Origin of the sequence: Acidicapsa acidisoli (genome assembly GCF_025685625.1) — a bacterium.
In the GTDB taxonomy this organism is placed as follows: Bacteria; Acidobacteriota; Terriglobia; order Terriglobales; family Acidobacteriaceae; genus Acidicapsa; species Acidicapsa acidisoli.
The window spans coordinates 1-13,696 of sequence record NZ_JAGSYI010000003.1 but is presented as its reverse complement, the minus strand read 5'-3'; the positions used below and the strand labels follow the sequence as shown (position 1 = coordinate 13,696).

The 13,696-nt window shown below is 52.8% G+C and carries 11 protein-coding genes; 8 read left to right on the top strand and 3 right to left on the bottom strand.

Annotated elements, in window-relative coordinates:
- Positions 1 to 77 precede the first annotated feature (77 nt).
- Positions 78 to 212 carry a hypothetical protein gene (locus OHL23_RS17635; protein ID WP_263354140.1) on the bottom strand — a complete coding sequence of 45 codons (135 nt, stop codon included), beginning with the start codon at positions 210 to 212 and terminating at the stop codon, positions 78 to 80.
- On the opposite strand from OHL23_RS17635, the gene OHL23_RS17630 reads away from it, so the two are divergent.
- The 7 genes from OHL23_RS17630 (at position 159) to OHL23_RS17600 (ending at position 9,502) form a co-directional block, all read left to right on the top strand.
- Positions 159 to 296, top strand: a complete 138-nt coding sequence (locus OHL23_RS17630) for a TetR/AcrR family transcriptional regulator (RefSeq protein WP_263354112.1) — start codon at positions 159 to 161, stop codon at positions 294 to 296. The genes OHL23_RS17635 and OHL23_RS17630 overlap by 54 nt on opposite strands.
- A 463-nt stretch (positions 297 to 759) precedes the next feature.
- Positions 760 to 882, top strand: coding sequence for a hypothetical protein (locus OHL23_RS17625; RefSeq protein ID WP_263353267.1), 123 nt, complete (start codon positions 760 to 762; stop codon positions 880 to 882).
- Positions 883 to 1,558: 676 nt separating this feature from the next.
- Positions 1,559 to 4,582: a TonB-dependent receptor gene (locus OHL23_RS17620; RefSeq protein ID WP_263353266.1), complete on the top strand. Its 3,024-nt coding sequence runs from the start codon at positions 1,559 to 1,561 to the stop codon at positions 4,580 to 4,582.
- 126 nt (positions 4,583 to 4,708) lie between these two features.
- On the top strand, positions 4,709 to 5,719 hold the full coding sequence (locus tag OHL23_RS17615) for a YncE family protein (protein WP_263353264.1): 1,011 nt from the start codon (positions 4,709 to 4,711) through the stop codon (positions 5,717 to 5,719).
- Positions 5,720 to 5,782: 63 nt separating this feature from the next.
- Entirely contained in the window at positions 5,783 to 6,094 is a 312-nt protein-coding gene (locus OHL23_RS17610) for an MmgE/PrpD family protein (RefSeq protein ID WP_263353263.1), read from the top strand.
- 75 nt (positions 6,095 to 6,169) lie between these two features.
- On the top strand, positions 6,170 to 8,890 hold the full coding sequence (locus tag OHL23_RS17605) for a bifunctional YncE family protein/alkaline phosphatase family protein (RefSeq protein WP_263353262.1): 2,721 nt from the start codon (positions 6,170 to 6,172) through the stop codon (positions 8,888 to 8,890).
- A 195-nt stretch (positions 8,891 to 9,085) separates the two neighbouring features.
- Complete coding sequence (locus OHL23_RS17600) at positions 9,086 to 9,502, top strand: PepSY domain-containing protein (RefSeq protein ID WP_263353261.1); 417 nt, start codon at positions 9,086 to 9,088, stop codon at positions 9,500 to 9,502.
- Between the two features lie 189 nt (positions 9,503 to 9,691).
- Here OHL23_RS17600 and OHL23_RS17595 read toward each other — a convergent pair whose 3' ends face one another.
- Entirely contained in the window at positions 9,692 to 11,071 is a 1,380-nt protein-coding gene (locus tag OHL23_RS17595) for a sensor histidine kinase (protein ID WP_263353260.1), read from the bottom strand.
- Between the two features lie 47 nt (positions 11,072 to 11,118).
- Complete coding sequence (locus OHL23_RS17590; protein ID WP_263353259.1) at positions 11,119 to 11,793, bottom strand: response regulator transcription factor; 675 nt, start codon at positions 11,791 to 11,793, stop codon at positions 11,119 to 11,121.
- A gap of 296 nt (positions 11,794 to 12,089) precedes the next feature.
- Between OHL23_RS17590 and OHL23_RS17585 the strand changes: the two genes are divergently transcribed.
- Entirely contained in the window at positions 12,090 to 12,608 is a 519-nt protein-coding gene (locus tag OHL23_RS17585) for a hypothetical protein (protein ID WP_263353258.1), read from the top strand.
- Positions 12,609 to 13,696 lie beyond the last annotated feature (1,088 nt).

The window sequence follows — 13,696 nt, the reverse complement described above, 5'->3', positions numbered from 1 at the left end:
GTACACGTTGAATGAGCATCTGAGAAAGTCTTCTCATGGGACCACAAAACAATCGTCCGAGTGGCGCAGGTCCATCGCTAAATAGTGCGCCTTCTGTTCCACTCCGCAATCATCACCACTGCTTCGCCGAAGCCTGCCTGCGCATCGCCCGGCGACGCCTGGACGAAATCGCGAAGCAGGCCGGCGTTGGAGCTGGTACTCTGTGTCGCCATTTCCCTACGCGGGATGCGTCTATCGAAGGTGTTTACCAAGTTGCCAGTTCTCAGCCAAGAATAAATGGGCAGTGCGCTCTGTGAGCTTTGCCCCGAGGATTAGTATCGAAAACCGCGATTGTAGCCATCTGACGATGGCAGAACAACAAGTTGGCGCTGACCGGGTTTTGTCGACAGGGCCGAAGATGCTAATCGAGAAAAACCGCAAAGAGAAATGGTGTTCCGTCGATTTCCAGCCTTTCTGTTATCCTTCGCCATCATTGTCGCTTTGACATCTCAACTGGGCCTCGCACGGAGTACAAAATGCTTGGTAGGTGTCAACAGCTTTCAAAACTTCAGCGCCGCGGGCCAGCAGGTGTTGGTCGAGCAATTGAGACAATCTGGCGATCGCTTTGTGCGTACTTCGCAGAGGCTGGATGAGAAGAGCATGGCTCTGGCGAAAGGCCTCCAAATTGCAAGGATCAGGCTAGTTCTGGTACACGGTCCCGAGTTCGCTCCTAAGACGCCGTAGCGCCCTGCCGAGGCCAAGAGTCATATGCGGAGTGCAATGCCGCTGTCTGCATTCGATCTCGACCTCTATCGAGGTTACTATCAAACGATCGACCTGGACGCGCATGTGAAAGCCGAGATTGTCGCCAAGCCAGAACTTGTCCAAATCAGCATCGCGTAACCACCACAGCCAGTCTGCGCGTATTGCTGCTCAGTATGTTTTTCCAAGGCTGCTCTGTTTGTCCGAAATACAAAGCTCCGCCGCCGCGGCGAGCGGCCCTGGCCCCTTTCATAGCAAACTGGAGACTGCTGAGACCAGCAACCCTGCCGTTCCATCACTCGACAAGTGGTAGAGCGGGTGCGGGCAGTCATGCTGTAGCGATGTCGACAATACTACGGCTCATTTGGTGGGGTTAAAGACCATTCGACAAATCGATGAGCTACAGACGATGCCACGAATGGGCAGGAATAAGTCCTACTTCGACTTATTGTGAAAAGTCATGCCGAACACTGTGAATCGTCGGTGACACGGCATATTTCTAAGGCTCAACTAAGATTTGTTGGCTTGAATGGAGCTATTGCTACCGCTCCCACCTCGCGGCCTGCTTCTAAGTTACCGAAAGATTCGGGCATTCGTCGCAAGGCGGGAGAGGAACTGCCTCCGCCAATGATCAACGAGACGAACAAACATGTACGAGAACAGCTCAAACGATGGATAAACAGTTCTTCTTCTTTGCCTCTAGATCACAGGCGAACAAACAGAGACGGATGCTGGATTCTGCTTCAGACTCCCAGCAAGGACGCAATGTATCAATCAGGACCTTAACCAATAGCCCACGAAAACGAGGGGAACTGCCATGAAAAAGCTATCTTACGTTCTACTGTTTGTGTTGTCGACTATGTCTGTGATTGCACAGACTGATCGAGGCACAATCACCGGTACTGTTACAGATTCCTCCGGCAGGGTAATTTCGGGCGCACACATCGTGATCAAGTCGCTTGCAACGAATGTGGAACGCCCGACGAAGACGGACGGCGCAGGCATCTATGTGATGACTTCTCTGGCAACTGGAAATTATCAGGTGACTATGGAAGCGCGGGGTTTTTCAAAGTCGATCTTCGACACCGTCAGCCTTGATGTAGGTCAGATTCGTACATTGAATGCGAGCCTGGCTGTGGCCGGGGTCGTCACTCGTATCGACGTGGAACCTGATGCGGGCCTGTCAAAGTCTTCAGCCGAGATCGGAGGCGTCATCAACAGCAAGCAATCAGCCGATCTACCCATCAACGGCCGAAGTTTTGTCGGCCTGCTGGATCTGGTTCCAGGAGCAATCGATTCGGGCACAGGTCAACAACAGGATCTACGATTCGGCGGCATGTCGGACGAGGACAACACCTGGCATTTGGACGGCGTGGACAACTCTGGTATCAATAATCCGTTTGTCGATGTCAACATGCGTCTGGAGGTCTCAACAGAGGCGATTGCTGAGTTACGGGCGAACAGCGTTGCCTATAGTGCCGACCAGGGCGGATCTCCTGGCGGGCAAATTGAGGAAGTATCGAAGACCGGCGGCGACAAGTTCTCAGGATCCGCGTGGGAGTACATTCGCAACAGCGTCTTCGATGCTTCTCCGTGGGACGCCGCCGGACAACTTCCCGGGTTGCACTACAACGATTTTGGCGGAAATTTGGGTGGACCGATTGTGAAGAAGAAGGTCTTCTTCTTCGTCAATTACGAAGGAAATCGAGAGACTATCAACCAGGTTCTGACCGGCATCGTCCCGACATCCCAATTCAAAGCACAGGTTGCAGTCCAGCAGCCCGTCCTGGCTCCTCTCATCAATGCATTTCCGGCAGGGCAGGTTCCCATCGATGCAATCTCTATGCAGTGGTTTGGGAGTGGGCCGCAGGCCACAACTGAGAACTCGGGCCTGGCGCGAATGGACTGGCATGTCAACGACAAGATGAGCATCTTCGCACGCTTCAACGACGATGCGTTTACGGAATCAAAACCTGATGGAATTAACCCGCTAACCGCGTTCCACAACGAGAGCGAGCCGAGTGCGGTCATCGATATTCAGAACACCTTTTCCCCGAGATTCCTGAACGACTTCAAGTACGGTTTCAATAGGACCGTTTCGCTGGAAGGACAGAGCACTCAACTTCCCTTCTTGCTGAATATCGCCCCATTCACCACGCTTGATACATCGAGCGGAACGACACGCAACGACAACTCGTTTTCCTTCATCGATGACGCGACGTTTTTGCGGGGGAAGCATACGATCAAGGCGGGCGTCACCTTTCTCGCCATGCAGGAAAACAAGGCTTCACCGAACAGCCCTGATTGGGAGCTTACGTATAACAGCACCCAGGATTTCCTCAATAATCAACTAGACCAGGACTACTTTCGCGGCGCGAATCCGCTGACCGGCGCGCGCATGAAGGAGACGTACGCGTATGTTCTGGATGATTACAAATTCAGCCCAACACTGACGATGAATGTAGGGTTACGGTATGAATCCTTCGGTCAGGACCATGAGGTTCTCGGTCGCGGTGTCAATGTCGATCCGGTGCACTGTCCAAACATAGTTTGCCCATCATCGGTCCCTTGGTATTACCCGAACCTTTTGGACTTGTCGCCGCGAGTCAGCATGGCTTGGGCTCCTGACGCCCTGCACGGTAAGACTTCGATCAGAGCCGGATTCGGGATCTACTACGGCAACGGCCAGTTCGGCAGCCTGGGCGATCCTATCGGCAACATCAGCACGTCTTACACGCTGTATAACGTAAGCTATCCCATTCCCGAGAATGCAAGCCTCGGCACCAATCTCAGTCCCACGGGAGCTGATATCCACCGTAAAGATACTGCTGCCAACGAGTGGACATTATCCATTCAGCAGCAGGTTGCGCCTCGAACCATCGTCCAAGTGGCCTACTTCGGAACCGACGTCGAGCACGTATTCAACGATACCGTGACGAACCCCCAAGACCCCAACGCTCCGATAGGGACCGGGATTTATCCAGCGTACGATATCGGCTTTGAGTACAAAGAATTTACCAATCATGCCAGTACCAACGCACTCCAGCTAGGTCTCAAGCGCGACTACTCGACCGGACTCCAACTCTCTGTTAATTACGAGTGGTCCCACTCAATCAATAACGGAGGTATTGGCGGGGGCGAGTCCGATACACCGGAGAACCCCGATTGCATGCGCTGCGAACGTGCTTCGAGCGATCAGGACATGCGCCACTACTTTACCGCGAGTACGGTGTGGCAGATTCCGGTAGGCAGGGGACACACTATCCTCGGAAGCGCTCCCGGCTATCTGGACCAAATTCTTGGCGGCTGGCAGTTGAGCGCGATGGGTTACGCGCGCAGCGGCATGCCGCTCAATGTCACGCTTAACCGAAACTCCACGGATGTCCCGGACGGGATCGCTCAGGCTCAGCGCCCTGATCGCGTGCCGGGTGTACCGCTCTACCCGAGGCACAAAACTACTGCGTTGTGGCTGAATCCCGCGGCCTTCGCGGTTCCTTTTACCTGTCCAGGCACCAGTGTGTGCGTTGTCCCGCCGGGTGTTTCAGCCTACGGCGATCTGGGGCGCAACGCCGCTCGCGCGCCCGGCGTCTGGCAGATCGATCCGTCGCTTCAAAAGCGCTTTGCGCTCACGGAGCGGGTTGGTCTCACCTTTCGCGCAGAAGCCTTCAACGTCCTCAACGTTGCCCAGTACGGGCAGCCGAACACCAACTGGGCACCGCCACAGCCTGGCGTATCGGATAATCCAAACTCCTACGGCCTCATCAGCAACTCTTATAACACCAACCCCACCGGTACGGGCACGCCTCGCGAACTGCAATTTGGTGTAAAGGTGCAGTTCTGACAGACGTCCGCTTCAGGCGGAATTTCATTTGCTCTAACCAAATGTTCCTCTCGTTTACCGTGTACAGATTTGAGACCTGTACACGGACCGAGACAAACCAGAATCAGCTAAGGAGGCCAAGAAGACATGAAGCAGATCATCATTATCGTGGCGCTTGTATTTGGAAGTTGCCTCGCAGCACAGGCATCGGACTATAAGGTACAAACCCGCTACTCGATTGGCGGCAGCGATGGGTGGGACTACATCACGGTTGACAGCGTAGGGCGGCGTATCTATGTCTCCCATTCCGTTCGCGTCAATGTGCTCAACGCCGACACTGGCGCTGCAGTGGGAACGATCGAAGACACTCCCGGCGTGCATGGAATTGCGGTGGCGCCGAAGTTCAAGCACGGTTTCACCAGCAATGGAAGAGAAGACAAAGTCACGATGTTTGATACAGAAAGCCTCGCCGTAATCAAGAAGATCGATGTGGGTAAAGGGCCGGACGGGATCTATTTTGATCCTGATACACAACGTGTTTTCACTAACAATCACAAATCACATGACATTACCGTCATCGATGCTGCGACCGGCAACGTGGTGGGGACTGTTAATGTCGGAGGCAACGGAGAGGGAGCTGCGCCTGGAAAAAACGGTCTTATCTATGTGGCCCTCGAAGATAAAGACGAAGTAGCCGCGTTCGATCCGATGACGTTCGAAGTGAAACAGCATTTCCCGCTCGATGGAATCAAAGCGCCGACGGGCCTTGCAGTCGATGTCAAGAATAAACGCATTTTCGTCGGTGGTCACAGCAAGATTATGGCAGTGCTTGACTCCACTACAGGCAAGCAAATAACCACTGTACCCACGGGTTCGGGAACTGACGCTGCGGGTTTCGATGCAAAAGACCACCTGATCTTCTTTTCAAACGGAGAAGGCAATCTCAGCGTTATCGAACAAAAGGGACCGGACGAATACGTTGCGCACGATTCTGTCGTAACGCAGGCAAGTGCCAAAACGATGGCCTTCGACAAGAAAACCGGGAAGATATTCCTTCCCGCAGCTATCGTCGTGACAACGTCGGCGGCTGATGCCTCTCAAAAACCGAAAAAGACAATCACTGATGGCACATTCTGTGTTCTTGTTGTGGGCAAGTAGCAGGGACCTCACTTGTACCCAGTGACCAACATGACGACATCTATCTCAACGAGGTGTGCATTCATGAACCGCGCGGGCATAGTGGCAGCTGCGACGCTCATTCCTGACCATGATCTTGAAAAAGAACTTCCAAAGTTAGTGCCCATTGTTGAAGTCACTACTAGAGGAGGACATATTTACCGCCAGAGAGTGGATTCTGTGCGAGGAACAGTCGCGAACCCTATGACGCGTGAAGAAGTCATTACGAAGTTCCAGGACTTGACTCAGTCGTCCATGGCAAGCGCCCAGCGCAATCGAGTCGTGGACCTCATTCTCAATATCGAAGCGATCCCGGCGCTGCAAGCTGCTCGGGCAGTACTCCACGGAAAGAGTTGATCGGATATTCAGGTTGTCCAGTCAGCGAAGTATGTTTCCTACATGTCTTGTTGAAAGGTAAGGAGAGATCCCCATATGCTATGGCGTAGATTCAGAAATCACGTGAAACTCATCGTTGCTTCAACTCTCTTCATTTGCTATGTCTGCGGAGTTGGGCGAGCCCAGGAGCCGACAACGCAAGGGCCACAGAAGATGGGTCCCGTTGGCCAGGAGGAGGCTAGGCCGACGAAGGCCGTGGCCCCAGTCAACTCAGTGGTCGATCCGGGTATCATTCCGAGTCGCCAGGGCATCACTCCAGCAGGATTACAGAGTGTTTTTGAGAGCCGTGTAAATGGCGTCGCTTTCAGCGACGATGGCAAATCCATCTTTGCGGCCACGCTTGGTCAGAACTCTTCACACATCTTTCAGATTGATCTCGCGACGAACCGCATGGTTAGTGTGGTCGATTCGCCTATCAGCGTTGGAATGCAGGGTCTCGCTTACGATGCCGGTAGCCATACGCCGATCATGACCGGTTTATCGGGAGGTGCGAAGGGAAAGAACTCAATAGTACAAATGATCTCGCTTGCGGACAACAAGAGCACCGTCATAGCAGGTAAATTAGGGGATCTTCAGGGCGGGGGACTTGGAATCGGCAGCACGAGGAACAGCCAAGGCCAACGGCTGGCAGTCGTCGCCCTCACCTTCAACGATGAAGCGGCAATCGTCGACCTTGATACAAAGCAGATCGTGACAGATGTTCGGACAGGAATCGCTCCCTTCAGTGCTGTTGTGAATCACGACAGTTCCGTAGCCTTTGTGAGCAACTGGGGCGGCCGATTTCCCAAGCAGGGAGAGAGGACTGCTGCGACCGGGCCGGAAGAGCACGCGGACCAGGTACTGGTCGATGAGCATGGTTTGGTCTCAAGCGGCACGATCTCACGGATCGACCTTGTCTCCGGCAAAGTGATCGCTACTGTAGAGGTCGGGCTGCATCCCTCGGGCATGGCCTGGGACGAAGCACACCAACGGCTCTATGTGGCGAACAGCAACTCGGACACAGTATCCGTTGTGGATACAAGAACGAATCATCTGATCGAAACAATCACGCTTCAACCATTCAACAGGAAAGTTGCCGGCATTTCCCCTGAGTCTGTGGCACTTGCTCCTGATCAGGCCACTCTTTACGTTGCCTGCGCTGGCATCAATGCAGTGGGTGTGGTGAACCTGAAGGGTGTTCATCCTCGCGTTGCTGGCTATATTCCCACTGGCTGGTACCCCGACGATGTGGTCTTAAGTCCCGACGGGAAGTTTCTCGCAGTCTCGACTCTCCTCGGTGTCGGAACCGGTTGGAACAGCTCCAACCTGTTAGCGCGCGAGAAGCGTGACGGCATGAAACCCGAACTCAATATTCATCGGCGCTACGTACATGCGGATCGTGGAACGGTTCACATTATTCCCGTACCGGACGACGACGAGTTGGAATGTTATACCATCGCCGTTGCTGAGGACAATCATCTCGGTGTGCCCGGTGAACTGACGCCGAATCTTCAAGCGAGACCAAACGCTGCGCCGCAGCCCGTTCCTGCGCGCCTCGGAGAACCATCGACAATCGATCACGTGATCTACATCATCAAAGAAAACCGCAGTTACGATCAGTATTTTGGCTCGCTGGGAAAAGGCAATGGCGACCCCGGTCTCAATCAGTATCAGGATGACGTCATTCCGAATCATAGAAAACTTGCGAAGGAGTTCGTGCTTCTCGATAACTTCTTTGCAAACGGGGGCAACAGCGCGGACGGCCATCAGTGGCTCACTCAGGCAGCGGAAGCAGATTACGCCTACTGGCCTGGTTACAACGGGCGCAGTTACCCCAAGAATGGTGATGATCCGCTTGCCTTCGTGGGGTCCGGTTTCCTCTGGGATCATTTGGTTGCCAATCACAAAACCTTTGCCGATTTCGGAGAGTACGTGGGAGAGATGGGCGGAAAAAACGGCGATCTCCGTGCGAAGCTCTTAGACGAATACAGGCAGGGCAGTGATTTTTCAGGTGAGTTTCATACGAAGGCGCCCATAGCGGAACTGAATCAATACCTGATTCCCGACTTTCCCTCTTACGGCCTCAAAGTACCGGATGTGACACGTGCTCGAATATTCCTTCGTCATCTGAAGCAGTGGGCGCGAGAAGGCAATATGCCGAATCTTGTCATGGTACAGTTGCCCTCCGACCATACAGAAGGGACAACGCCGGGATTCTCAACACCGAAGGCATGCCTTGCAGACAATGATCTCGCTATAGGGCAGATTGTTGAATGGGTGTCACATTCTGCGTTTTGGAAGTCAACTCTGATTCTGATCGTCGAGGATGACGCCCAGGACGGACTGGATCATGTAGACGGTCATCGTACGGTGGCTCTCGCGGTCAGCCCATATACGAAACGCGCCTCGATCGATTCAACATTTTATTCGCAGGTCAGCATGGTGAAGACGATTGAGACGATCTTCGGTGTGCGGCCTATGTCCGTGTTTGATCTGATTGCGAATGATATGAGAGCCAGCTTTCAGCCAACGCCAGATCTCACTCCGTATCAGGCGGTTGAACCGAAACAATCTATCTACGAGCGCAACCCAGACCTTAACGCCCTGAACGGTCAACAAAAGATCGACGCGATGGCATCAAGCAGGATGAATTGGAAAGAGCCCGACGATGTCCCTACCGAGCAACTGAATGCAATCCTCTGGCGCAATAGCAATGGAACGGAATACCCAGTGTGGAAGAAACATTCGGCAGCATTGCAGCCCGGGCCTGTTCGATAGAGCATACCGAACCCAATATCACCGTTATCCAGCAGATATGCAAATAGGAGCCGCATGAAGGCAATCGTTACAATCCCATCCTCCATATCCGAGGCAACGGATAAAAGCTTCGAATCATCCGAACTCGGAACGGAGAGAGCGAGGCCTCGGAGTCGGGGCAGCTGGCTGAAGACCGTACGGCTGCTGCATCGATACATGGGACTCTTTTTTTCTCCCGCGATTCTGTTCTTCGCCTTCAGTGGAGCGCTCCAGACCTTTAACCTGCACAAGACAGATGCACGCACAGGTTATACGCCGCCCATGTGGATCCAGGAGATCGCTCAAATACACAAGAGCCAAAACATGAACGTGAGAACAAAGGGTAAGCCTAAGAAGGCAGAATCAGACACCGTCGATCCCGAATTGGACGATGCGCCTGCTCTCAAAAAAGGCGCAACGCCAAATCATTCGGCGCTGCCCATGAAGTGGTTTGTTGTACTTATGTCGAGCGGCCTCATCGTAACGACCGCCCTTGGGATATACATGTCTTTTTCTTATGGAGGCTACCCGCGCTTGGCTTGGGTAGCCTTGATAGCAGGGGTGGTTGTGCCGATTGCTCTCCTAATGTTCTAAACAACAGAACGGCAGCGAATGCGTCGGGATGTCCGGGCCGATAAAGGCTCTACTCGAAGAGACTCGCAACAGCGTATGACTAACATCCATGGCAAAGTATAGGTGTGTCATTCCGATTCTAATGATTCTAGTCCTGGATGGTTCCGGGGTTTTCCCTAACAGTGCCGAATGTGAAGATCGCCCTCCAGGTTATGACAGTGGAGCGTAAGCAGCATCAGTGTGTTCCGTCTGAGCTACTTGGGGTATGGATACAGTAAAGGTGCTACCTTGTCCGGGCTTCGAGACAACATCAATGGTCGACCGATGAGCTTCAACCACCCACTTCGCGATCGCTAACCCCAGTCCGTTACTTTCCTCGTTTTCGGTTCTAGACTCTTCAACCCGGTAAAAACGATCAAATATCCTTGGAATTGCATGTTCCGGAATACCAATGCCGGTATCACTCACCCGCAGCTCAAGAGAGTTCTGTCGCCGTGCAAGTGAGACCGTCACGATTCCGGATTCCGGCGTATATTTGATCGCGTTGTCGAGCAGTATCGAGGTCATTCGCCGTAGCAGGGACAAATCCCCGTTTGTCCAGATTTCATCCTCTACCTGAAGTGTAATCGTCTGTCCTTTGACGATTGCTCGCGGTTGAAACTGCTGTGAGACCTCGATGACAAGGTCCGTAAGATTGATCGCCTTCCATTCGATCTTCTGATGAACGAGATCAGCCCTCGCGATTGCGAGCAAGGTGTCGAGAAGCTCAGCCGTCGCCTCGCATTCGACGTTGATATTCTGGAGAGCAATGCGATACTCCTCGGGAGACCGGTCTCTGCTAAGGGCTAACCCTGCTGTTGTCATCATGACTGTGATGGTCGTACTCAAATCATGAGAGATATCGCTTGTGAATTGAGTGAGTCTTTCGACTGCGATCTCCAATCGTTCGAGTAACTGGTTCCAGGTCACCGTGAGAGTCTGCAGTTCGTCGCCTGTTTCTGGCACAGGAATTCGCCGCTGCAACTCCTGGATCCCAATTTTCTGTGCTTCAACGTTGATTCGGCTGATTGGCTCGAGCGCACGACCACTCACAATAAAACCGCCACCTACCGACAGGAGCAACATGAGTGGACATACCAAAAAATAGGAGTTGCGAATTGCGTTGAGGACATCAAAATGCTCGTCGATCTTACCGGAGAGAGAAAGACGGTACCGTTGGCCATCAAGCGTGATGACATGATTGATGGTCCTAATTCGATGTGCATTTTGGCGCACTAAGCCGTAGCACCGCTCTGTGCAATCCTGGTTTGGCCACGGTACCTTCAGATCACTGGGCCCCGGGGAAGAGTAGACGATCCTACCGTTCAGGTCATAGATCTGGATGATGTCGGTCGATGCAATTGCGAGGGTCAGTTGTTGCAGCTTCCGTACCAAAGGAACCGGAGAGCCCGAGTTAGGCCAGGCATTTACGAATTCCACGAGGCGATCTTCGCGAGCTTCCATCGTGCGCCTGCGCGAACTGGCGAGAGCACGATCCAAATACCAAAACGAGAAGCCGCCCAGCCCGACCATCGTCGCGACAGTGAACACAATGTAGAGAATGCAGACGCGTACGCGCAGAGAACGCCGATTGATCCTCATCTCGGTGAGACCAGCATATAACCAAGCGCACGAACCGTCCGGATTTGGCTCTCCTGGCCCTTCAAGTCGATCTTCGCACGCAGGCTGTGTATGTAAAAGTCGATGCTGCCGTCGCTAACATCCGTATCGTAGGACCAGCCGACTTCCCGAACCAGATTTCTGCTGACAACTTGATTCTTGCGCCTCATCAGCAACTCGAGCAAAGCATATTGTTTTCTTGAGAGGACTATCGACTCGCTGTCTCGAAGAACCACTCGGTTAGTCGTATCCAGCATCAGGTCACCCGCATACAAGCAGGCAGGCTCGAGTATGGGCCGGCGCCTGCTGATGGCTCGAATCCTGGCAATAAAGACCTGAATTTGAAATGGCTTGGTCAGATAATCGTCGGCTCCAAGATTCAATCCGTGCACAATGTCAGGCATCGTATCGCGCGCCGTCAGCATTAACACCGGAATGCCACATCTCTTGGCACGTATCTGCTGGAGCACGGCAAATCCATCGAGACCAGGAAGCATAATGTCAAGGACGGCAAGATCGAATGGGACATTCAACAACAAATCCCGGCCTTCATCTCCACGCTCAGATATCGATACTTGATGTCCCTCTTCCAGGAGTCCTTGGCGGAGGATATTGCCGATCCTTCTGTTGTCTTCGATGATGAGGATGTTCATGTCTAATCATTAAAACCGGAGAAGTGTTAAAAACGAATCCAAGCTCTATTAAATAAATGTTACCTGCCTGATTTCTAAGGTTGATCTAAGAAACCTCTTGTCGAATCAGGTCATGGGGCTTCATGCGATCAAACGCATAGCTAATTCATCTCTTGTGACCAGACAGCCGAGCGTTGGAACGCGCGACCATTAGGGACACAAGGTGCGAGGTAGTCTGTAGGCAAGTGCACATGTGCTTGTCAGGGCCGGATGCATAAAGGCAATAATCAACCGAATTCATCTAGGAGCATCAATCTATGTCGCTTTACACAGCAAGAATGTTTTTCGCCGTCGCCTTGAGCCTGGCGCCCGCCGCTGCTTTCGCTCAGGACAAGCCGACTAAAGCCCCAGCTCAGGACCCTTCAACCTATATGCATGTTCGTGCTCCGTTTGCGCAAGATCTCGTCAACAAAGTCAATGCCGCTCACCGCGATGAGATTGTAAAGCTTGGGATCCATGCCGTTCCTCCTGGGGAGACGGACAACGTAATTATCGCCAACATAACCCCCTCGAAGATCGGCAAAAAGTCATCTGAGGGCGACATGAAGAATCTTGCCACTGGTAAACCTGTAGCCAGGCGACTGGACAAGGACAAAACTTTCGATCTACTCATTCCTCTGACTGATGCAAAGGGACGTGATATGGATGGTGGATTTGTAGTGATGGAAGTTCCATTTACAAAGGCGTCCAGCGAGGATGAAGCAATCAAGATCGGTGTTGCGATTCGCGATGACATTCAGAAACAGATTCCGAGCAAGGAAGCCCTGTATCGTTAGTCGCTCGATTCATGGACATAAGATCATCCAGTTGAAAGGGCCGTCCGTACCTTCGGGATGGCCCTTCTCATCTCTGCGAATTGGGGAAACATAATCGTTAGTACTACTAGATGAATTACACTTTTTCTCTGGGGTTTCTAGTAAATGAATGAATAATATTGTTGCTCGTGTCGATGTGACGCAACATATCCGGCACTCCAAAGGTGCGTCATCCCTGATCCAGTGCGTGCCGACATACCATCATCAAGGAGCATCATGTATCTCAAAGCGGTTATTCTTGCACTCCTAACCACTTCCGGCCTAATGGCGCAGATATCGACTGCTTATCGCGTTACCCAATCCTATCCGCTAGGCGGAAATGGCGGATGGGACTAAATCATTGCGGACCCGCTTAATCATCGTCTTTACATAGCACGTGAGATCAGATTGATGGTGGCGGATGAAGGAAATGGAAAGCTCGTTGGTGAAGTCACGAGAATCAACGGGGCTCACTGTACAGCCATCGTTGCAAACAATGGACACGCGCCTCACAAGAGTTCTCACTCAAACAGTGTTGAGCGCAGTCGGCGCGAAGCTCTCCACGGCCCGTTATCTTTCCGACCACCCTTCATTTCGAAGCGGTTTAAATAGCGTTTTCATCAACTGCCCGGAAAGTCGCCTGTACGTCCAGGCGGTGCGGTCACAGCCTCACCCGAGTTCAATACCGAGTTTGTCGTTGACCGCTGGTCTCAAACGCTGCCTGCAACCGATATAGCGTTCAGAGCAATGCCAGGCGACGAACTCATCGATGGCATGCCGATATCCCCGCACTGAGTCAGGTGAACCAAGGCTCCTTCGCGAGCACGGAGTAAATGGCAACCAATTTGTTCAAGTGGCGGCGTGCCTTCGATCGAGGAGAACTGATCGAAGCAGGTGCCGCATCTGCGGCATTGCCTCTGGTTACACTGAAATCTGCAGAGTTTTGAAGGGTGGGAGGGATTGATGCGTTCGTACCAACGGTATTTCTTCTGGTTTGCCGCACTCGCTATCGCGGGGGCAGCGCCGCGAGCTTTCGTATTTGCCGAGGATACGCCGCCACTGAAATTGGT